The following is a 19,761-nucleotide window of genomic DNA, read 5'->3' as shown; positions in this document are numbered from 1 at the left end:
GTCAGCGGCCTCCTTTGACGGCGGGGACGGTCCCGGCGCCGGCCGGCGGGCGCGCCGTCGCCATCGGTTGGCCCATGGCGGCCGGCAGCGCCCAGAGCAGCACGGCCAGGGTGACGGCGGCCAGCGCCGCCGTGGTCCACTCGGCCGCGCCCCCGGGCGGGTCGCCGGTCCCCGCGGTGAGCGTGGCGGCGACGGCGGCCAGTCCCGCCAACGCCCAGGCCCGGCCGGCGACCCACGCACTCAGCGGAACGTCGGTGCGTGAGCACCCGCAGGGGCCGCCGCGCCCGGCCGCCAGGGCGTGTCCGGTGTAGAGGGCGTAGCAGGCGAACACCGTCGCAGCCGCGCTGAGTACGGCGGCGAGGGCGGCGCGGTGGCCGGCGAGCAGCGCGGCGCCGCCGGCGACGGCGAGCAGGCTCTCGGCCGCCGTGGCCGCCACCGCGGCCGGCACCACGGCGCGCCGCGGCAGCAGCCGGTGCTCGGTCAACGCCTCGGGCAGCGCGCCGGGCCGGCTCAGGTGGGCGGCGGCGCCCGCGAGCAGGGCCAGCAGCACCACGCCCGTGGCCGTGGCGGCGCTCAGGGACGTCACCCCACGGCCCGCAGGTCGAGCGCTTCGACCAGCGCGGGAACGGCGTCGGTGGTGGTGTCGGCCAGCGGCACGATGGTCGCCCACACCTCCTCGCCGGAGAGTACGAAGAACGGGCGCCCGTCGGAGAGCGAGTCGCGGAACAGCTCGCCCGAGGGCACCGACGCGCCGTGCCAGGGCGGGAGCTGCACGGTGTGCTCGCGGGTGGGCCGGCCCATCTCGACCAGGCCGAGCGTCGGCACTTCCTTGAGCACCGTGGCGGGACGGGCCAGGCGGGTGCCGGCGGAGGCGTCGGGGGTGAGCGTGATGCCGTCGGAGTGCTCGGCGATGCCGAGGGTGCGCAGGAGCAGCAACACGTCGGTGAGCGCGGCCCGGTAGAGCCGGGTGACCAGGCTGAACCGCCGGCCCTGCCAGACCACCAGCGTCGGGTTCTCCACCTGCTGCGCCTGCGCGTCGTACTCGCCGGTGGTGGCGGTCCGCAACGTGCCGCCCCGGAAGGAGAGTTCGCTGTCGAACGCGGTGATCCCCAGGGACGCGGCGACCGACTCGGCCAGGTCGGCCGGCCCGGCGGTGAGCTCGTGCAGGCGGCCGTCGGCGATCACCTCGACGACGGAGGTCGCGGGCCGCGTCAGGTCGAGGTCGGCGGCGAGGCGGTAGGCGATACCGTCCAACGCGCGGTGCTCGACGGCAGTGGATGACGCCACATGGTCCTCCTGAGAACGGTGTCCCGAACCTGTTGCGCTGAACGGCGATTCACTCTACCCGGGTAGAATGACGGTGTACATACAAGCCGATCGCCTGCGGGGGGCGTATCAGCCGCGTACCACCACCGGAGCCTCACCGGGGGGCAGCACCTCGCCGATCACCGGGTGTCCCGGCACCTCGCCGGCCAGCAGCAGCCCTCCCGACGTCTGCGCGTCGGCCAGCACCAACCGGTCGACCTCGGGGAGGGCGCCGAACTCCACCCACGGCTCGACCCACGCCAGATTCCGCCGGGTGCCGCCGCTGACGAAGCCGTCGACCGCCGCGGGCCGGGTGTCCGCCAGCAACGGCACGGCCGCCGCGTCGATCGCCAGCGTCACACCGGAGGCGCGCGCCAGCTTGTACGCGTGGCCCAGCAGGCCGAACCCCGTGACATCCGTTCCCGCCCGGACACCCGCGGCCACCGCCGCGACCGAGGCGTCCCGGTTCAGCGCGGCCATGACGGCCACCGCCTCGGGAAAGACCTCCCCGGTCGCCTTGTGCCGCGCGTTGAGCACCCCGCTGCCCAGCGGCTTCGTGAGGGTCAGCGCCCGCCCCGGCGCGGCCGCGTCCAGCCGCAGCATCCGCTCGGGGTGGACCATCCCCATCACCGACATCCCGTACTTGGGCTCCGGATCGGTCACGCTGTGGCCGCCCGAGACCTGGCAGCCCGCCGCGTGCGCCACGTCACGGCCGCCCCGCAGCACCTCGGCGGCCAACTCCATCGGCAGCGTGTCCCTGGGCCAGGCGAGGAGGTTGATCGCCGCCCACGGCGTGCCGCCCATCGCGTAGACGTCGGAGAGTGCGTTGGCCGCCGCGATCCGGCCCCAGTCGTACGCGTCGTCCACCACCGGTGTGAAGAAGTCGGCCGTGGTGACGAGCGCCCGCTCACCGTCGAGGCGGACCACGGCGGCGTCGTCTCCGCCGCCCTCCAGGCCCACCAGCAACTCCGCGGCCGGATCCTTCGGGCGGCTGCCCGTCCGGTCCAGGGAGGAGACCAGGGCGTCGAGTTCGCCGGGAGGAATCTTGCAGGCGCAGCCACCGCCGCCCGCGTACTGGGTCAGTCGCACGGTCATCCGCCGGACGTTACGCCCGAACGCCCGTGCGCGGACAGGGGACGGGTGCCTCGCTCGTGGACGTAGACTCCCTGCCGGAGGCGGGCGGGTGCCTGGTGGCCCCCACGGTCTTCAACACCGATGCGGTCGGGAACCCCGGCCGGGTGGGTTCGATTCCCATACGCCTCCGCCGACACAGCCCCCTCGAAGCTCCGAGTCCGTTCCGCACACCACCGGGGAGGCCGGCGTTGACGGACGCCAGACGCCGTGTTCCGCGCACCGACGCCCTGCTCGCCGACCCCCGACTCGCCGACGCCGCCCTGCGGTTGGGGCGCACCCTGGTCCGTCGCGCCGTCGCAGAGGTCCAACACCGCGTGCGCGCCGGCCTGGTGGCCCCCGAAGAGGCCGCCGACGCGGCCGTCGCCGACCTGCCCCGGCACGCCACCTCGCTGCGCCCGGTGGTGAACGCCACCGGCGTCGTCGTGCACACCAACCTCGGCCGCGCGCCGCTCTCCGCCGCCGCCACCGAGGCGTTGCGGGCCGCGTCCGGTCCCACGGACGTGGAGTTCGACCTGAGCGACGGGCGCCGGGCCCGGCGGGGGAGGGGCGCGCTTGCCGCCCTCGCCGCGGCAGTCCCGAACGCGGAGGCGGTCCATCTGGTCAACAACAACGCCGCCGCACTGGTGCTCGCCGCCACCGCCCTCGCCGGGAACGGCGAAATCCTCATCAGCCGGGGCGAACTGGTAGAGATCGGCGACGGGTTCCGCCTCCCCGAGCTGGTGGAGAGCACCGGCGCCCGGCTGGTCGAGGTCGGCACCACCAACCGCACCCACCTCGACGACTACGCGCGCGCCGTCGGCCCCGACACCGCCCTCGTGCTCAAGGTGCACCCCTCCAACTTCCTGACCACCGGCTTCGTGTCCTCCGTTTCCCTCGCCCACCTCGCCACGCTGGGCGTCCCGCTGGTCCACGACATCGGCTCCGGGCTCTTGCGGCCACATCCCGCGCTGCCCGACGAGCCCGACGCCGCGACCTCCCTCGACCAGGGCGCCGACCTGGTCACCGCCAGCGCGGACAAGCTGCTCGGCGGTCCGCAGGCGGGCCTGCTGCTCGGCCGGCGCGACCTCGTCGAGCGGCTCCGCACCCATCCGCTGGCCCGCGCACTGCGCGTCGACAAACTGACCCTCGCCGCCCTGGAGGCCACCGTCCTCGGCCCCCCACCTCCGGTGGCACGGGCCCTGGCGGTACGGAAGGCGGAACTCGCCGCCCGCGCCGAGATGCTGGCGGCCCGGCTCACCGAACGGGGCGTCGCCGCCGAGGCGCTGCCCAGCGAGGCCCGGGTCGGCGGCGGGGGAGCGCCCGGCGTCACCCTGCCGAGCGCCGCCGTCGCGCTGCCCGCCCCCCTCGCCGGGCCGCTGCGCTCCGGCGACCCGGCCGTCGTCGGCCGCGTCCACGGCGACCGGCTGCTGCTCGACCTGCGGACCGTTCCCGAGGAGGAGGACGTGACGCTGCTCGCCGCCGTTCTCGCGGTGACCGCGCCGCCGGAGGAGGCGTGACCGCCGCCCCCGGGGAAGGCGTGACCGCCGCCCCCGGCCTGGTGATCGCGACCGCCGGCCACGTCGACCACGGCAAGTCGACGCTGGTGCGCGCCCTCACCGGCACCGACCCCGACCGGCTCGCCGAGGAGCGCCGCCGCGGCCTCACCCTCGACCTGGGCTTCGCCTGGACCACCGCGCCCAGCGGGCGCACCCTCGCCTTCGTCGACGTGCCCGGCCACCACCGCTATCTGGCCACCACCTTCGCCGGAATCGCCACCGCGCCCGCCGTGCTGCTGGTGGTCTCCGCCGAGGAGGGCTGGCGCCGGCAGACCGCCGAACACCTCGCCGCCCTCGACGCGTTCGGCGTGCGCGCCGGGCTGCGGGTCGTCACCCGCGCCGACCTCGCCGACCCCGCACCGGCCCTCGCGGAGACGGTGGAACGGACCTCCGGCACCGGCCTCGCCGGCACCCCGGCCGTCGCCGTCAGCGCCCGCACCGGCGAAGGGCTCGACCTGCTCCTGGGCGAACTCGACGCGCTGGCCGCCGCCCGGCCGCCGCCCGATCCGGCGGCCCCCGTACGGCTGTGGCTGGACCGGGCGTTCAGCGTGGCGGGCGCCGGCACGGTCGTCACCGGCACCCTCGCCGCCGGAACCCTCGCCGAGGGCGACACCCTGCACCTCGCCCCCGCCGGTCGCACCGTTCAGGTACGCGGCCTGGAGAGCCTCGGCCACGCCGTTCCCCGGGTGACCGGCCCCGCCCGCGTCGCCGTCAACCTCCGCCGCGTCACCGCCGACCAGGTCGGCAGGGGAAACGCGCTCCTCACGCCGGAGCGGTGGTGGACCACGGACCGCGTGGACGTCCGTTACGCACCGACGGGCCGGACGGCCCGCGGCCGTGAGCCTGCCCGCCTGCCGGCCGAACCCCTCGTCCACTGCGGCACCGCCGCAACCAGCGCGCGGCTGCGGCCACTGGGTCACGAGGCCGCACGCCTCACCCTGCGCACCCCGCTGCCGCTCCACGTCGGCGACCGGCTGCTGCTCCGCGACCCGGGATCCCGACTGCTGGTCGGCGCGACGGTGCTGGATCCGGAGCCGCCCCCGCTGTCGGGACGGGGAGCCGCCGCCACCCGCGCGCGCCAACTGGCCGGCGTCACCGAGCCCACCGACCCCGCCGCGCGGCTGGCCGCCGTCGGCCTGGACGAACGGCGCCGACTCGCCGCGCAGGGCTACGCCGTCGACGCGGACGGCGCGCCCTGGCTGATCGACGGAGGGCACGCGGAACGGCTGGGCGCCACCCTGGCCGCGGCGGTGCGGGACCACGCCGAGGCCCACCCCGACGACCCGGGACTCCCGGTCGCCCAGGCCCGTCGACTCCTCGCGTTGCCGCCGGACACCGCCTGGGACCGCCTGGCCGCCGCGGCCGGTGCCGACCTGGTCCAGCGCGACGGCAGGCTCTACCGCGCGGACGAGGCGGACGGGCTCCCCGCGGCGGTCGCCGCCGCGTGGCAGCGGCTGCTCGACGAGCTGCGGTCCGCCCCGTTCCAGGCCCCCACCCGGCGGCGGCTGGACGAACTGGGGCTCACGCCCGAGGCGTTGAGTCTGCTGGTGCGCCGCGGCGCGCTGGAGCGGGTGGGCGCGGTCCACCTCCCCGCCGGGTCCGTGGGCCGCGCCGCCCGGCGACTCGCCGCCGTGCCCCAGCCGTTCACGGTCGGCGAGGCCGCCCGCGCCCTCGCCGTCAGCCGCCGCGTCGCGATCCCCCTCCTGGAAACCCTCGACGCGACCGGCCGCACCCGCCGCCACCCCGACGGCCGCCGGACCGTCACGGACGGCGGGTGAGGGCTGCCGCCCGCCGTGCCGGTGGCGTCAGCCGGGCGTCACCCAGCGGTGTGCCACGGGCAGCCGCAGCCGGACACGTTCGCCGACGGCCGGGGACGGGCCCGGCGGGAGCAGGGCGTGGACGGGGCCGGCCTTCGTCTCCGCCTCCAGGGCGGTGAAGGCGCCGTCCGGGCGCACGGTGCGTACCGTGGCGGGAACCGCGTCGGGGTCCTCGCTCAGCGTGACCGTCTCGGGCCTGATGACGAGGTAGCCCGGGCCGCGGTGGCGGACCGCGGCGGGCAGCGTCAGACGGCCGAGTGCGCAGGCGAAGTGTCCGGTGCCGGTGACCGTGCCGGGGAGTGCGGTGGGGGCGCCGAGGAAGCGGGCCACCGTGCGGGAGGCGGGGCGGGCGTGGAGGTCGGCGGCCGGTGCGTGCTGCAGCACGCCGCCGCCGTGCAGGAGGGCGACGGTGTCGGCGACGGCGGCGGCCTCGGACCGGTCGTGGGTGACGAGCACGGTGGTCAGGCGCAGTTGCCGCTGCACCGAGGTGAGCAGGTCGCGCATGTCGTGCCGCAGCCCGGTGTCCAGGGCGCTGAAGGGTTCGTCGAGCAGCAGCACCCGGGGCCGGGCGGCCAGCGCGCGGGCCAGCGCGACCCGCTGGGCCTGGCCGCCGGAGAGCTGGCGCGGGTAGCGGTCGGCCAGCTCCGTCAGGCCGACGCGCGCCAGTTCCTCGCGGGCGGCCGTACGGGCCGCGCCGCGGCGCTGCCCGCGCAGCCGGGCCGGGAGGGCCACGTTGTCGAGCGCGGTGCGGTGCGGCAGCAGCATCGGCTGCTGGAAGACGACGGCGGCGCCGCGGCGCTCGGGGGGTGTTCGGGTGACGTCCCGGCCGTCGACGTGGACGGTGCCGTGGTCGGGCGGCAGCAGCCCGGATATCACCTGCACGGTGGTGGTCTTGCCGCAGCCGGACGGGCCCAGCAGGGCGAGCAGCCGGCCGTCCGCGACGGCCAGGTCGAGGCCGTCGAGGACGGTGGCCCGGCGCCCGTGCGGGCCGGGGTGGGTGACGGTGACGCCGGACAGGCGCAGGCCGCCGGCCGGGGCGGGCGGGGTCGAGGTCACGAGGCGGCGGCCCTTCCGGTGCGCGGTGACGGCGGGACGGCCTCGGCCCAGGGTGCACGGTGGCGCCGCAGGAGCGCGGCGGCCAGGCCGAACAGCAGGACCGGGGGTACGGCGACGAGGATGCCCAGCACCGCGGTCAGCGGCTGGTTGCCGCCGCCGGCCGCGGTGGAGAACAGCAGCAGCGGCAGCGTGGTCACCAGCCCGCCGCCGACGAGCACGGTCATCAGGTACTCGCTCCAGGACACCAGGAAGGCCAGCGTGGCCGCGGCCAGCAGCGCCGGGGCCAGCGTCGGCAGGGTGACGTGGCGCAGCACGGCGGTGCGCGACGCGCCGAGCGTCCGCGCCGCCTGCTCCGTCCGGACGTCGTAGGTGGCGTAGGCCCCGGTCATCACGAGCACCGTGTACGGCAGCGCGGGCACCAGGTGCACCAGCGCCACCCCGACGGCGTGGTCGGCGAGGCCGGCGCGTACGAACATCTCCTGCACGCCCACGGCGAGCGCGAAGGGCGGCACCAGCACCGGCGCCAGCAGCACCACCCGCAGCAGCCCCGCGGCCGGCGGCGCGTACAGCACCAGGCCGCGGGCGGCGAGCGCGCCGAGCGCGGTACCGGCGAGGGCGGTGCAGGAGGCCAGCGCCAGGGAGGTGCCGAGCGCTTCGAGGACGTGCTGCTGCGGGTCCGCCACCCGGGTCCAGGCCCGGGTGGAGAAGTCCTGCGGCAGCAGCGCCGGATACACCCAGCGGCCGGCGAACGCCCACACCAGCAGCGGCAGCAGGGGGGCCGCCACCCAGACCGCGAGGACCGCGAAGCCGGCGGCCCGCCCCACCCTGTTCAGCCCGTTCACCGGCCGGCCCCGACCCGTGCGCGCAGCAGCCGCCGGGAGATCACCGCGGCGGCGAGGGCGGCCAGCGCGACGACCGCGCCGATGACCACGGCGAGCGCCAGGGCGCGCGGCCGGTCCGCCAGTTCGACCGAGCGGTACAGCTCCACCGCCTCCACCGGCAGCGCGCGGGGTGCGGTCGCGCCGAGCAGGGCGGGTATCTCGTAGGCGGCGAAGGTGAACGCGAAGACCAGCAGGCACGCCTCCAGCAGGGCGGGCGCCAGCAGCGGCCAGGTGACGTGCCGCAGCCGCTGCCGGCGGCCGGCGCCCAGGGTGCGTACCGCGGTCTCCAGGTCGCGTACGGCGGGTGTGTGCGCGGCCAGCAGCATCAGGATGACGAACGGCGCTTCTTTCCAGACGTAGCCGAGGACGATGGCGATCTGGCCCTCGCCGGCGACGAGCGCGGGGAAGTCGGCCGGCTCGTCGGTCCAGCCGGCGGCCCGGGCGAGGCGGGAGACGAGTCCCGAGCCGGCCAGCAGCAGGGCGAAGGCGGCGGCGGCCAGGGCGTGCGGCACGGCGAGCGTGGCCCGGGCCACCGCCTCCACGGCGCCCCGGGAGCGCCGGCCGGTGCTGACCGCGCCGACCACCGCGAGCGCGAGGACCGCGGATCCCGCCGTGGCGGCCGCGGCGATCTTCAGGCTGAGCAGCAGGGAGTCGACGAGGACCGGGTCGCCGGGCAGCCCGGCGTACGCGGAGGGGCTCCAGCCCTCGCCGAGGCCGTCGGCCAGGCTGCCGCGCACGGCCAGGGCGAGACCGCAGACGGCCAGGGCCACGACGGAGAGCGCGGGGAGCACCAGCAGCAGCCCCCGGGTGCGCCGCCGGGTCATGAGCCCGTCGGCACGTGCTGCTTCCACCCCTTGTCCAGCGGGGCCACCCAGTCGCCGCTCGGCTCCGGCCGGGCGTTGCGGGAGAGCTCCTCGATCGGCAGCGTCGTGGCGGGGGTGTCGAGGGCGGCGAACCTCTCCCGCCAGCGCGCGGGCAGCCGCTCGTGGTCGAGGACGGTGTACGCGCCCCAGCCGCCGGGCCGCGCCTTGGCGTACTGCAGGGCGGGCGAGAGCATCAGGTCGGACAGCACCAGCGCCGCCTCGCGGTGCGCGGCGTTCTTCGGCACGGCGAGGTAGCTGGTGTTGCCCAGCGTGCCGTCCGCGGGCACGAACACCCGGGTGCTCTCGGGGTAGTGGCCCCTGGCGACCAGGCCGGGCACCTCGGCGGGGCCGTAGGTCATCGTCACGTCCACCTCGCCGTTGGCGAACAGATCGCCCTGGGCGGCGGCGTCCTTCGGGTAGGTGGTGCCGTCGCGCCACAGGTGCGGCTTCAGCCGGACGAGTCGCTCCCACAGCGCGGGCGTCGCCTGCTCGTACGCGCTCGGGCTGTAGGACTGCGGGACCGCGTCGCCGTCCGGGGCGGTGGCGTAGAGCAGGTGGCGGACGAAGGCGGAGCCGGTGAAGTCCGGGGGCGCGGGGTAGGTGAAGCGCCCGGGGTTCTCCTCGGCCCAGGCGAGGAGCCCGGCCGTCGTACGCGGCGGGTCCGCCAGCCGGGCGGAGTCGTAGACGAACGCGAACTGGGCCCTGCTCCAGGGGGTTTCGCAGTCGTCCACCGGGGTGCCGAAGTCCCGGGAGACGGTCGGGTCGGAGTGGTCGACGTACTTCTGGTGGGGCATCAGGTCGGTGTAGCCGCACAGCCACAGGCCGGCCTGCTTGCCGGTGCGGAAGTTCTCGCCGTTGACCCACACCAGGTCGACGGCGCCGCCGCCGTCCTTGCCCGCCCGCACGTCGCCCAGAACCTTCTGCACGGCGTCCTGGGTGTCGGCGACCGGCACCCGCTTGACGCCGATGCCGAGCTTCTTCGCCGCCGGTACGACCTCGTCGTCGACGTAGGCGTTGGCCCCCTGGTCGCCGCCGTACATGAAGAGGTTCACCGTCTGGCCGCGGGCGGCGGCACGCAGCTCGGACCAGTCCCGCAGCAGCGCCTCCTGGTCTGTGCCGCCCGAGCAGGCCGCCAGCAGCATCGCGGCGGCCCCCGTCCAGGCCACCGCACCTCTCCGGCCGCGCATCAGGGCGGGCCGCCGAGTCCGTATCCGCATCCGGGCAACTCCTTGTCGTCGTCCCTGCCTTACCCAGATCCGCGGAAACGACCCGGCGGAGATCGCCGGGCCCGCCGCCCGTGCTGAGATGGGACACGACGGCGGGCGCGGAACCGTGCGCGGGTACGGCGGGCACGCGCCGCGGGAGTACGGAGGGGGACCCTGATGCTGGACGCGCGGGCGCGGGCGGTGCTGGCCGGCCCGATGGGCAGGCTCGCCGCCCGGCTGGACCGCCCGGCCGTCACACCGAACCGGCTCACCGCACTCGGCGCCGCCCTCGGCCTGGCGGGCGCCGGGGCGGCGGCCTGCGGCTGGTGGACGACGGCCGCCGTGCTGTGGCTGGTCTCCCGGCTGGCCGACGGCCTGGACGGCCCGCTCGCCCGGCGCCGCGGCACCGCCGCCGGCGGGGCGGGCGGATTCCTCGACATCGCGGCCGACTTCCTCTGCTACGGGGCGTTCGTCGTCGGCGTCGCGGTCGGGGCGGGCGGCGGCGCGCTGCCGTTCCTGCTGGTGCTGCTCGCCTACTACGTCAACGGCACGGCCTTCCTCGCCTTCTCCTCGATCGCCGAGCGCACCGGCCGCGGGCGGAGCGCCGACCGGCTCTCCCGCGGTCGCTCGCTGAACTTCCTCGGCGGTCTGGCCGAGGGCGCGGAGACCATCGCGGTCCACACCCTGTGGTGCCTGCTGCCGGGCCACGCCCACGCCGTCGCGTGGGCGTGGGCGGCGGTCGTGGCCGTCACCGCGGCCCACCGGGTCGTCACCGGTTACCGGCTGCTTCGCTGACGTCCGCGGTACGGGCGCGCAGCAGCTTCGTCGCCCACCAGCCGGCGGCGCTCAGCACCAGCAGGCCCGCAGGCGCGAGCCACAGCAGCGGCGAGCCCGGGTCGCCCAGCGCCCCGCCCAGCCCCGTGTACACCACCGTGGCCGGCACGATGCCCAGCGCGGTGGCCGCCACGTACGGGGCGAACCGCACCCCGGCCACCCCCGCGCCGTAGTTGACGGCGGCGAAGGGGAAGAGCGCGACCATGCGCAGCAGCAGGATGGCGACGAAGCCGCGGCGGGCGAGGTAGACGTCCAGCCGCGCCAGCCGTCCCGAGCCGGTCCAGCGGGCGACCGCCGGCCGGCCGAGCCACCGGGCCAGGCCGAACGAGACGACGGCGCTCGCGGTGGCGCCCGCCAGCACGACCACCACGCCGACCGCCATCCCGAACAGCGCCCCCGCGGACGCCGTCAGCACGGAACCGGGCAGCAGCACGGTCACGGCCAGGGCGTAGCAGAGGACGAAGACGACCGGCCCCCACACGCCCAGGCCGTCCACCCAGCGGCGTACGTCATCCAGCAACTCGGCCCCGCCCAGGACGACCCAGCAGGCTGTCCCGGCCAGCAGCGCGAGCAGGACGAGCAGCTTGACGAGGGCGCCGCGGGAGGAGCCGCGGCCGGGCGCCCCGGGCGCCTCCCCGGGCGGCGGGCTGTCGTCGCCGGGATTCATGAGCCCGCCCTGCCGGGGTGCGGGGCCGGGCTCTCGGCCACGATGCGGCGCAGAGGCAACGGCAGCAGGCGGCCGGGGCGCGCCCAGCGGGCGAGCGACCGCTTGGCGGATGCCGCCCGCCGCGCGGTCAGACCCGGGAGGTAGAGCGCGTCGGCCAGCAGGCCGGCCGCCCGGGGTGTCTCCACGGCGAGCGTGAAGACCTGCCGCTCGTCGGAGCGGACGAGGAAGCCCGCGGCCCGCAGCAGCCCGGCGAGGCCGTCGCGGGCGTCCGGGTTGGGCCAGGGCTGGCGGACCGCCCGCAGCGCGCCCATCACCCGGGCCCAGCCGGCCGCGCCGGCCACCGTCAGCCCCGAGGACGCCGGTACGAGCGCCGCGAGCCGCCCGCCCGGGCGCAGCACCCGGCGGATCTCGCCGAGCACGCGCGGCAAGGGGGTCACCACCGGCAGGCACATCGCCGCGCACACCGCGCCGACGCTGCCCGCGCGCACCGGCAGGGCGTCCGCGCGCGCCCGCACCAGCGGGCCGCGCCCCCGGCGGGCCGCCTCGCCGAGTTCACCGCGCGAGCTGTCGACGCCGAGCCAGGCGGTGTCCGGCAGCAGGTCGCGGGTGGGCGCCGAGCCGCAGGCCAGGTCGAGCACCGGGCCCGGGCCGCCGCGCAGCGGTTCGGCCAGCCAGGTGTACGGGGACGCCTCGGCGAGTGCGAAGAGCCGCTCGGTGATGCCGGGTCGGGCGTCGTGGTAGGTGGTGACGTAGCGCCGCCACTCGTCTGCGTCCATCCCGTCTCCCGTGCCGCTCGCCGACCGCCCGGCCCCGCCCCGGCACCGCCGCTCGCGCCGCAACCGACGCGGTACGCGGGCAGGTCCGCGGGAGGCCCCGGGTGTCATCTTCCCGGACCGAGCGCCCGTCCACGCACGGTGCCGGCTCTGTCACACCCGGAGGAGCCATACTGCACCATGAGCGCATACGACATGGTGGTCGTCGGCGGCGGGAGCGCCGGACTCACCGCAGCCCGTACCGCCGGCCGCCTCGGCGCCCGCACCCTGCTGGTCGAGGGCGACCGGCTGGGCGGGGACTGCCTGTGGACGGGATGCGTCCCCAGCAAGGCGCTGCTGCACGTGGCGGGGGAGGTCGCGACCGCCCGCCGCGCGGACCGTTACGGGCTCGCCGCCGCGACCGGCCCCGTCGACCTCGCCGCCGCCATGGACCATGTGCGGGAGGCGATCACGGCGATCGAGCCGCACGACTCCGCCGAGTCGCTGCGCCCGCTCGGGGTGGAAGTGGCCCACGGCCGGGCCGTGTTCACCGGCGGCCGGACCCTGACCGCGGCCGGCCGGGAAGTCCGCTTCCGCTACGCGGTGATCGCCACCGGCTCCTCCCCGGCCCTGGCGCCCGTGCCCGGCCTGGCCGAGGCAGCACCGCTGACCACCGACTCCGTGTGGGGTCTCGACCGGCTGCCCGACCGGCTGGTGGTACTGGGCGGCGGGTCCGCCGGGTGCGAACTGGGGCAGGCCCTCGCCCGGCTGGGGGCGCGGGTGACCGTGGCGGAGGCGGCGGAGCGGCTGCTTCCGCAGGAGGAACCGGACGCCTCCGCGGCGGTCCGGCGGGCGCTGGAGGCGGCGGGTGCCACCGTCCTGACCGGGTACCCCGCCGAGAAGGTCACCGGCGGCGCGGTGCACGGGCCGGGCGGCCCGCTGCCGTACGACGCGCTCCTGGCCGTCACCGGGCGCCGCGCCAACACCGCGGGACTCGGCCTGGCGACGGCCGGCGTGCGGCTCACCGAGCGCGGCGACGTCCGGGTCGACGCCCGGTTGCGTACCGGCAATCCGCGCATCTACGCGGCCGGGGACGTCACCGGCCGCTCCGCCTTCACCCACCTCGGCGGCGCCCAGGGCGGCGCCGCCGCCGCCGACGCGCTCCTCGGCGTGCGCCGCCGCATCGACGGCGCCGCGGTGCCGTGGGTGACGTTCACGGACCCCGAAGTGGCCCGTGTCGGCCGCACCGCGGCGGAGGCACGGGCCGAGCACGGCGAGGCCGTACGCGTGCACACCCTGACCCACGACCGGGTCGACCGCGCCGTGACCGAGGGCCGCACCGACGGCTTCACCACCCTCGTCCTCGGTCCACGCGGGCGCATCGTCGGCGCCACGGTCGTCTCGCCACGCGCCGGGGAGACCATCGCCCACCTGGCCGCCGGTGTCCGGCTCGGCTGGACGGCCGCGCAGTACGCCAGGACGATCCACCCCTATCCCACGTACGCCGACGGCCCCTGGCACGCCGCCCTCGCCGACGTCTACGGCCTGCTGGCGCGGGCCAGGGGCGCGACCGGCGCGCTGCTGGCACTGCGCCGCGGACTGCGGCGGTGACCCTTCGAGCCCACCACCCGGCCAGGCGGCAGTTCTACGCCCACGCGGCGGCGACCTCGTCGACCTGGGCGTAGCCGCCGCGCAGCAGGAAGGTGTTCAGCCGGCCGTAGGACTTGGCGCCCAGGATGTAGAACCCCGGTTCGGGGTTGCGCAGGGTCTCCAGGCCGACGGCCGGCTGGGCGAGGCAGTCGCCGCCGGCGGATCCGAGCAGGGCGGCGGAGACGTTCATCGGGGCGCCGGTGGCGTAGCACTCGTGCACCTGCAACTGCCGGTAGAGGGCGGAGTCCGCGGCGTAGCCGGTGAGCGCGACGACGTGGTCGGCGACGATCTCGTGCGGGCCGGTGGCGGTGGACACGGCGGCGCGGACGCGACCGCCGGCGTCCGGGGCGAGGGCGGTGACGCGGGCGCCGGTCCGCACGGTGACGCGCTCGTGGCCGCCGGCGGCCAGGTCACGGGAGACGTCCACCAGGCGCTGCCGCTCGGGCAGGGAGTCGTCCGGCACCTCGCCCCAGTCGGGGTCGGGGCTGCGCACGAGCCACTCCAGGCGGGTGCCGGGGAGTTCGGCGAGGCCGCGCGCGGCGGTCTGGGCGGACTTGCCGGCGCCGACGAGCAGGACGGTGCCCGCCCAGCGGTCCGGCTCCGCGGTCAGGGGCGGCAGGGTGCGGGTGATGCGGTGGGCCAGGGCGCGCTCTCCCCGGGCGGCGATGCCGCCGTCGCCGAGGGAGTTGGGCGTGGCGTAGGTGCCGGTGCAGTCGAGGACGAGGCCGGCGTGGTCCTCGTACTCGCCGTCCGGGCCGTCGACCAGGAGGCGGAAGGGGGCGGCGGCGCGCGTACTGCTGCCGATGTGCTCGTGCTTGAGCAGGCTCGCGCGGGCCACGGCGGCGACCCGGTGGCCGAGGCGGACCCGGCCCGCGAGGGCGGGCAGGCCGGCCAGGGGCCCGAGCAGGTGGTCGGCGAGTTCGGTGCCGGTGGGGTACGCGGCGTCCTCGGGCAGGTCGCGGCCGGCGCCGGCCAGGTGGGTGCGCATGCGGGCGGAGGCGTTGAGGCGCCACGGGGTGAAGAGGCGGACGTGGCCCCAGGCGCGTACGTGGGCGCCGACGGCGGCGCCGGCTTCGTAGACGGTGACGGACAGGCCGGCGTCGGTGGCGGCCAGCGCGGCGTCGAGGCCGACGGGGCCCGCCCCGAGGACGGCGACGTGCCCGGGCGAGGTGGCCATGGCGGCTCTCCTTGGGTCGGATGGCGCGATCGTTCGGATGGCGCGGTCAGATGGCGCAGTTGACGGGGCGGGGCAGGCTGCCGTCCCGCAGGCGGGCGGCGAAGAAGCGCTCGGTCACCAGTTGCTTTCCCCGCCACAGCGGGGTGCCCGCCGCGGCGAGGTGCATGTCGGGGCTGGTGCCGGCGTCGGCGCCGGCGGGGTGCCAGTGCAGTCCTCCGGCGGAGGCGGTGAGTTCGGGGACGGAGGAGTCGGTGCCGATGGCCAGGCCGGTCTCGGCGAAGCCGCGGCGCAGCAGGGGGCGTACGGCGAAGTGCTCGGCCGGCAGGCCGAGTCCGGCGAGGAGGTCGCCGACGGCGGGGATCTCGCGGGTGTTCTCCGGGGTTTCGGTGAGCGCGACGCGCGGGGGCAGACCGATGTCGATGAGGTGGCGGATGCCGTCCATGGTGCGGGCCCAGGAGCCGGGCCCGCGATGGGCGTCGTGGGCTTCGGGGGTGGCGCCGTCCAGGGAGGTCTGGACGGTGAGCTTGCGGCCGGCGAGCTGCGCGAGCCGGCGGGCGCGACGGCCGCGCAGCAGCATGGCGTTGGTCATGACGACGGTGGGCAGCCGGGCGCAGGCGTGGTCGAGCAGGCCGACGATGTCGGGGTGGAGGAAGGGCTCGCCTCCCGTGACGTACAGCTCGGTGAAGCCCTCGTCGGCGGCCTCGTCGACCAGGGCGCGCACGGTGGCGGGCGGCAGGGTGCGCGGGTCGGCCGTGGGGGAGGAGGCGACGGCGCAGTAGTCGCAGGCCAGGTTGCAGTGGAAGTTGGTGTAGAGCCACAGCCGGGTGGGGAAGTACGGGCTGCCGAAGAGCGGGACGACCGGGCGGTCGGCGTCGTCCCGCGCCTCGGCGGCGGCCGTTCCCCACCCGTCGTCGGCGGGGGTGAAGCCGCTGGGCAGGCTGCTGCGGTAGAGGTGGTAGCGCCCGCGGGCGCGCTCGGCCGGCGGCAGGATCTCCAGGCAGGTGGTCCACCAGCCGGTCTCGATGGTCTCGGCGAACGGCTCCGGCAGCCCGGCGGCGCGCATGTCGGTGGCCTGCGCCCGCCAGTCGTACGCCAGCGGCACCAGTTCGGCGCTCGCCCGGCCGTCCGCCAGATCGAGCAGCGCGTACCAGACCTCGCGGCGGCCGTCGTTGGCGGGCTTGCCGATGACGCCCACGTTCACGACGAGGGTGCCGGCGAGGCCGCCGGCGGAGGCGTCTTCGAGCCGGCGCTGCCAGGGGAGGCCGCTGTGCGTGCACAGCACCACGTCGCCGCCGCTGGCCTCGGCGCGCTGCCGGTGCGCGTCCTCGGGCAGGGACTCCCACCAGAAGTCGTTCAGGGCGAGGGGCGAGCCGTGCACCATGTGCACGTCGAGACCGCCGATCCGCTCGCGGCGCTCGGTGGGCAGCCGGCCCATCCAGGCGGCGAAGTCCCGGTCGGTGGTGGCCAGGGTGTGGTCGTAGATGAGCTGGGCGTACTCGTTGTCCTTCGCGTCGCGGTAGCCGCACCCGCAGTCCGTGTCGCCGCGGGCGAGCGCCACGTCGTAGTTGCCCGCGATGCACTCGACGCCGCCGGCCGTGAGGATCGGCCGCAGGGCGTCGACCCCGGGGCCGAAGCCGCCGAGGTCGCCCAGGCAGTACAGCCGCTCGGCGCCGCGGTCGCGGGCGTCGCGGACGAAGGCGGCCAGGGCGTGGGGATTGCCGTAGGGGCCGCCGCAGACGGCGATGCGCATGGGAACTCCCGGGGGCCGGAGGGTCAGGGGGCGGGGGGCCGGCGGCGCGTCAGCCGCGGGCCGCGGGCGTAGCGGCGGCGGATGCGCTCCGGATCGACGCCGGCGAAGTACAGCACCTTGAGGTACTGCATGAAGAAGATCATCCGCCAGGTGCCGTGTTCGGTGAAGCGACGCGCGGAGGCGGTGGAGGTGGCCGGCAGGACCGCCAGCCTGCCGCGCCGGTGCAGCCGCCGCGACAGCTCCAGGTCCTCCATGATGGCCAGCTCCGGGAAGCCGCCGAGCGCCTCGAAGACGCTGCGGCGGACGAACATCGCCTGGTCGCCGAAGATGTGGTGCAGGCGGCGGGCGCGGGCGTTGGACGCCCGGGCGAGGTACTCAAGACCCGGGCCGCGGCGGTCGAAGCGCAGGGTGAGCCCGCCGCCGACGACGGCGGGGTCCGCGAGCGCGGTACGGATCTGGCCCAGCGCGCCGGGGTGGATCGCGGTGTCGGCGTGCACGAACCACAGCACGTCGCCGGTCGCGAGGCGCGCCCCGGTGTTCATCTGGACGGCGCGGCCCCGCGCGCTGGGTACCACGGTGGCGTAAGCGGCGGCGAGGCCGGCGGTGCCGTCGGCGCTGCCGCCGTCGACGACGATCAACTCGCAGCCGGGGAAGTCGCGGCGCAGCCGGGCCAGGGCGGGCCCGACGGTGGCGGCCTCGTCGAGCACCGGCATGACGATGGAGACGGCGGGCGGTCGGGTCACGGCACCGCTCATCCGCCGAACCGGTGGACGACGCCGGCGGGCGGTGGCGGCTCCAGGCCGGGCAGGGCGTGCTCGGCGAGCTCCGCGAAGACCCGCTTGCTCGTCTCCAGACGCGCCAGCAGCGCCTCGACCGGCTCGGGCTCGGCGGCCACGCCGTTGGCGTAGTCGGTGACGTAGCCCACCAGGGCCAGCGGCAGTTCCCGCTCACCGGCCAGCACCACCTCGGGGCCCGCGGTCTGGCTGACGGCGGTCACGCCGGCCGCGGCCAGAGCGGCGATCTCGCTGCGGGAGTTGAAGCGGGGTCCGTCGACGTGCCCGTACGTGCCGCGGTCCAGCACCGGCATCCCCGCGCCCGCGGCGGCGCGTACCAGCGCCTCGCGCAGCGGTCCGGAGAACGGCCGGTCGAAGATCCAGTGGCCGCGGCCCGCGCCGCCCGGGGTGTCGTACCAGGTGCACGGCGAGCCGTCCGGGAGCCGGTTGGCCGGGAAGTACAGGTCGTCGAAGACCACCAGCGAACCGGGCTCGGCCGCGGGGTCGACGGCTCCGCAGACCGTGAAGGAGACCACGGCCCGCACCTCGCAGGCGAGCAGCGCGGCGAGGTTCGCCCGGTGCTCGACGTGGTGGGACAGCCGCCGGTGGCCCGCCCCGTGCCGGGACAACTGCACGACCTCGGCGCCGGCCAGGCGGCCCTCGGTCACCGGCACGTCGCCGTGCCCGGTACGGACCGTGCGGTGGACCGCCTCGGCGAGGTGCGGCCAGTCGTAGCTGCCGGAGCCGGTGATCACGCCGATGCGCATGAGGTGTTCCTTCCCGGGGCGTCGGAGGTGCGGACCTCGACGAGCGGCAGCAGGGTGCGCAGTGCGGCGTTCTCGGCCGGGTCGAGCACGGCGTGCTGGACGCAGGCCGGCACCAGGGTGCCGTCTTCGGGGTGGGCCATGGCGTAGTGGCAGGCGGCCAGCCGCTCCTGCGTCTCGCGCAGCTTCGGGTCCGCGCTGGTCTCGCCGCGCCGCATCAGCTCCCAGGCGGGCGCGACGTGCTCGGCGTCCATGAAGGTGTGCATGAGGAACGATACCGAGCGGGCCCGCAGCCGGTGCCGGAGCAGGCGCGCCGGCCCGACGCGGCGCACCGTGCGGGCGAGCCAGCGCACGGCGGTGAGCACGAGGGACGGGTGGCGGGCGGCGATCCGGGCGAGCCGGACGGCGAGCAGCGCGGGCGGGGTGCCGGAGAAGCTGACGCGGCCGAGGTGGCGGAAGAAGGCGTCCCGGACGGCCAGGTCGCGGGGATCGGCGCCGTCGAGGTACGGATACCAGCGCTCGCCGACGTAGAAGCCGTAGGCGGCGCGGTTGCAGCGGACGTCGCCGTGCTCGAACACGCGGTAGTCCAGCGTCGTGCCCGCGCCGCGCTCGATCTCCGCCCACACCGCGTCCGGCGTCGCCTCGCGGTACGACTCCTTCCAGCGCCGGTCGTCACCGAGGAAGGCGGCGGGCTGGAAGGAGAGCATGCCGTAGCCCATCGCGCGGGTGTCGCGGACGACGTCGGCGACCTCGTCCAGATTGCCGGGGGTGACGGTCATGTTGTGCGCCAGGAAGAACCGCACCCCGTGTTCCCGGCGCAGCCGCGCGAACATCTGTGCGAACCGCTTCCGGTGCGGGTTCAGCGCCCGTTCGCTCGGCGGCCGGGCGATGCCGCGCCGCCCGTACATGAACCTGTCGAAGTGCGCGGCGAACGACAGCCGGTCGAAGCGCCGCCGGCCGTCCGGACCGAGCGCGAGCGCCCGCAGGTAGTCGTCGTCGAAGTCGCCGTGGGTGAAGCTCATCGGCTCCCGGCCGTGCCCGCGCATGATCTGAAGGCAGGCGGCGTGGTCCTCCGGGGGCAGCAGGCTCACCTCGCCCCCGATGAGCTGGGCGTGCGCCCGCGGCCCGCGCACCCGCCGCAGCAGGGCGAGTTGCGCGTCGACCTGCTCGCGGGTGTGCTGGCCGTCGACGCGCACGGCGTTGGCGTCCCTGGAGTGATAGCAGGGAGTGCAGGCCAGGTTGCACTTGGGGAAGACACCGTGGGTGCCCTCACAGCCGACGCCGTGCCGCCCCAGGACCTGCCCCGGAGTCCTCACGTGCGCCGGCAGCCCGTCCCACCGGCGGGCCATGGCCGCGGTGAACTCCGGATCGTACGGCCGACTCGCCCGCTCGGCGGCCCGTAGCCGCGCCGACAGCCCCATATCTCACCCTCCGTCGCGGATCTCCCGCGGGATGGCTTCCACCGGCGGTGGGTCACGGAAACCCGCCGGGGCATTCGCCGCAACCTGGGCGAGGGCGGGCCTGCCGAGGCTGTCCTGACCGACTCGGCGCCACCCCCGGATTGTTGCCACTCGCAAGCAGTAACGCATTAAATGCAA

Annotated in this window: 18 protein-coding genes and 1 tRNA gene; 5 read left to right on the top strand and 14 right to left on the bottom strand. The window is 76.5% G+C overall.

All coding sequences use genetic code 11. The features are described 5' to 3' along the window. Window position 1: 1 nt before the first annotated feature. The 3 genes from O7599_RS04485 to selD all read right to left on the bottom strand — a co-directional run bounded on the left by O7599_RS04485 (window position 2) and on the right by selD (window position 2,400). Window positions 2-586: a MauE/DoxX family redox-associated membrane protein gene (locus O7599_RS04485; RefSeq protein ID WP_281620776.1), complete on the bottom strand. Its 585-nt coding sequence runs from the start codon at window positions 584-586 to the stop codon at window positions 2-4. Beyond that, window positions 583-1,287: a hypothetical protein gene (locus tag O7599_RS04480; protein ID WP_281620775.1), complete on the bottom strand. Its 705-nt coding sequence runs from the start codon at window positions 1,285-1,287 to the stop codon at window positions 583-585. The genes O7599_RS04485 and O7599_RS04480 overlap by 4 nt, the downstream gene beginning before the upstream one ends. A 108-nt stretch (window positions 1,288-1,395) precedes the next feature. Next, a complete protein-coding gene (selD, locus tag O7599_RS04475; protein WP_281620774.1) occupies window positions 1,396-2,400 on the bottom strand; it encodes a selenide, water dikinase SelD in 1,005 nt (334 codons plus the stop codon). 76 nt (window positions 2,401-2,476) lie between these two features. On the opposite strand from selD, the gene O7599_RS04470 reads away from it, so the two are divergent. The 3 genes from O7599_RS04470 to O7599_RS04460 all read left to right on the top strand — a co-directional run bounded on the left by O7599_RS04470 (window position 2,477) and on the right by O7599_RS04460 (window position 5,752). Further along, a tRNA-Sec gene (locus tag O7599_RS04470) sits at window positions 2,477-2,569 on the top strand. A 58-nt stretch (window positions 2,570-2,627) separates the two neighbouring features. Further along, the gene (gene selA, locus O7599_RS04465; RefSeq protein ID WP_281620773.1) at window positions 2,628-3,935 is read left to right on the top strand and encodes an L-seryl-tRNA(Sec) selenium transferase; all 1,308 of its coding nucleotides are present in this window, start codon (window positions 2,628-2,630) and stop codon (window positions 3,933-3,935) included. Further along, a complete protein-coding gene (locus O7599_RS04460) occupies window positions 3,932-5,752 on the top strand; it encodes a SelB C-terminal domain-containing protein (RefSeq protein WP_281620772.1) in 1,821 nt (606 codons plus the stop codon). Before selA ends, O7599_RS04460 begins: the two co-directional genes overlap by 4 nt. Window positions 5,753-5,779: 27 nt before the next feature. On the opposite strand, the gene O7599_RS04455 is transcribed toward O7599_RS04460, so the two are convergent. Genes O7599_RS04455 through O7599_RS04440 form a run of 4 tightly spaced genes read right to left on the bottom strand, consistent with a single transcriptional unit; the run spans window position 5,780 to window position 9,808 of the window. After that, window positions 5,780-6,847 (bottom strand): ABC transporter ATP-binding protein, encoded by a 1,068-nt coding sequence (locus O7599_RS04455; protein WP_281620771.1) that lies wholly within the window; start codon window positions 6,845-6,847, stop codon window positions 5,780-5,782. Continuing rightward, window positions 6,844-7,689: an ABC transporter permease subunit gene (locus tag O7599_RS04450; RefSeq protein WP_281620770.1), complete on the bottom strand. Its 846-nt coding sequence runs from the start codon at window positions 7,687-7,689 to the stop codon at window positions 6,844-6,846. Before O7599_RS04450 ends, O7599_RS04455 begins: the two co-directional genes overlap by 4 nt. After that, entirely contained in the window at window positions 7,686-8,579 is an 894-nt protein-coding gene (locus O7599_RS04445) for an ABC transporter permease subunit (protein ID WP_281620769.1), read from the bottom strand. The genes O7599_RS04450 and O7599_RS04445 overlap by 4 nt, the downstream gene beginning before the upstream one ends. Continuing rightward, the gene (locus tag O7599_RS04440; protein ID WP_281620768.1) at window positions 8,549-9,808 is read right to left on the bottom strand and encodes an ABC transporter substrate-binding protein; all 1,260 of its coding nucleotides are present in this window, start codon (window positions 9,806-9,808) and stop codon (window positions 8,549-8,551) included. Before O7599_RS04440 ends, O7599_RS04445 begins: the two co-directional genes overlap by 31 nt. A 165-nt stretch (window positions 9,809-9,973) precedes the next feature. Between O7599_RS04440 and O7599_RS04435 the strand changes: the two genes are divergently transcribed. Then, window positions 9,974-10,591 carry a CDP-alcohol phosphatidyltransferase family protein gene (locus tag O7599_RS04435; RefSeq protein ID WP_281620767.1) on the top strand — a complete coding sequence of 206 codons (618 nt, stop codon included), beginning with the start codon at window positions 9,974-9,976 and terminating at the stop codon, window positions 10,589-10,591. Here the strand turns inward: O7599_RS04435 and O7599_RS04430 are convergent. Further along, window positions 10,566-11,297, bottom strand: a complete 732-nt coding sequence (locus O7599_RS04430) for a TVP38/TMEM64 family protein (RefSeq protein ID WP_281620766.1) — start codon at window positions 11,295-11,297, stop codon at window positions 10,566-10,568. The two genes, O7599_RS04435 and O7599_RS04430, sit on opposite strands and share 26 nt — an antisense overlap. Beyond that, window positions 11,294-12,073, bottom strand: coding sequence for a class I SAM-dependent methyltransferase (locus O7599_RS04425; RefSeq protein ID WP_281620765.1), 780 nt, complete (start codon window positions 12,071-12,073; stop codon window positions 11,294-11,296). Before O7599_RS04425 ends, O7599_RS04430 begins: the two co-directional genes overlap by 4 nt. 177 nt (window positions 12,074-12,250) lie before the next feature. On the opposite strand from O7599_RS04425, the gene O7599_RS04420 reads away from it, so the two are divergent. Next, entirely contained in the window at window positions 12,251-13,660 is a 1,410-nt protein-coding gene (locus tag O7599_RS04420) for an FAD-dependent oxidoreductase (protein WP_281620764.1), read from the top strand. A 34-nt stretch (window positions 13,661-13,694) separates the two neighbouring features. Here O7599_RS04420 and O7599_RS04415 read toward each other — a convergent pair whose 3' ends face one another. Genes O7599_RS04415 through O7599_RS04395 form a run of 5 tightly spaced genes read right to left on the bottom strand, consistent with a single transcriptional unit; the run spans window position 13,695 to window position 19,584 of the window. Then, window positions 13,695-14,876, bottom strand: coding sequence for a hypothetical protein (locus O7599_RS04415; RefSeq protein ID WP_281620763.1), 1,182 nt, complete (start codon window positions 14,874-14,876; stop codon window positions 13,695-13,697). Between the two features lie 46 nt (window positions 14,877-14,922). Then, entirely contained in the window at window positions 14,923-16,626 is a 1,704-nt protein-coding gene (locus tag O7599_RS04410; protein ID WP_281620762.1) for a radical SAM protein, read from the bottom strand. A 23-nt stretch (window positions 16,627-16,649) separates the two neighbouring features. Next, window positions 16,650-17,369: a TIGR04283 family arsenosugar biosynthesis glycosyltransferase gene (locus tag O7599_RS04405; protein ID WP_281620761.1), complete on the bottom strand. Its 720-nt coding sequence runs from the start codon at window positions 17,367-17,369 to the stop codon at window positions 16,650-16,652. An 8-nt stretch (window positions 17,370-17,377) separates the two neighbouring features. Then, window positions 17,378-18,166, bottom strand: a complete 789-nt coding sequence (locus O7599_RS04400; RefSeq protein ID WP_281620760.1) for an MTAP family purine nucleoside phosphorylase — start codon at window positions 18,164-18,166, stop codon at window positions 17,378-17,380. Beyond that, on the bottom strand, window positions 18,151-19,584 hold the full coding sequence (locus O7599_RS04395; protein ID WP_281620759.1) for a radical SAM domain-containing protein: 1,434 nt from the start codon (window positions 19,582-19,584) through the stop codon (window positions 18,151-18,153). The genes O7599_RS04400 and O7599_RS04395 overlap by 16 nt, the downstream gene beginning before the upstream one ends. Between the last annotated feature and the right edge of the window lie 177 nt (window positions 19,585-19,761).

Source organism: Streptomyces sp. WMMC500, assembly GCF_027497195.1.
GTDB lineage: Bacteria > Actinomycetota > Actinomycetes > Streptomycetales > Streptomycetaceae > Streptomyces.
Note: the sequence above shows the minus strand (reverse complement) of the source record. Positions and strands in the feature narration are given on the sequence as shown.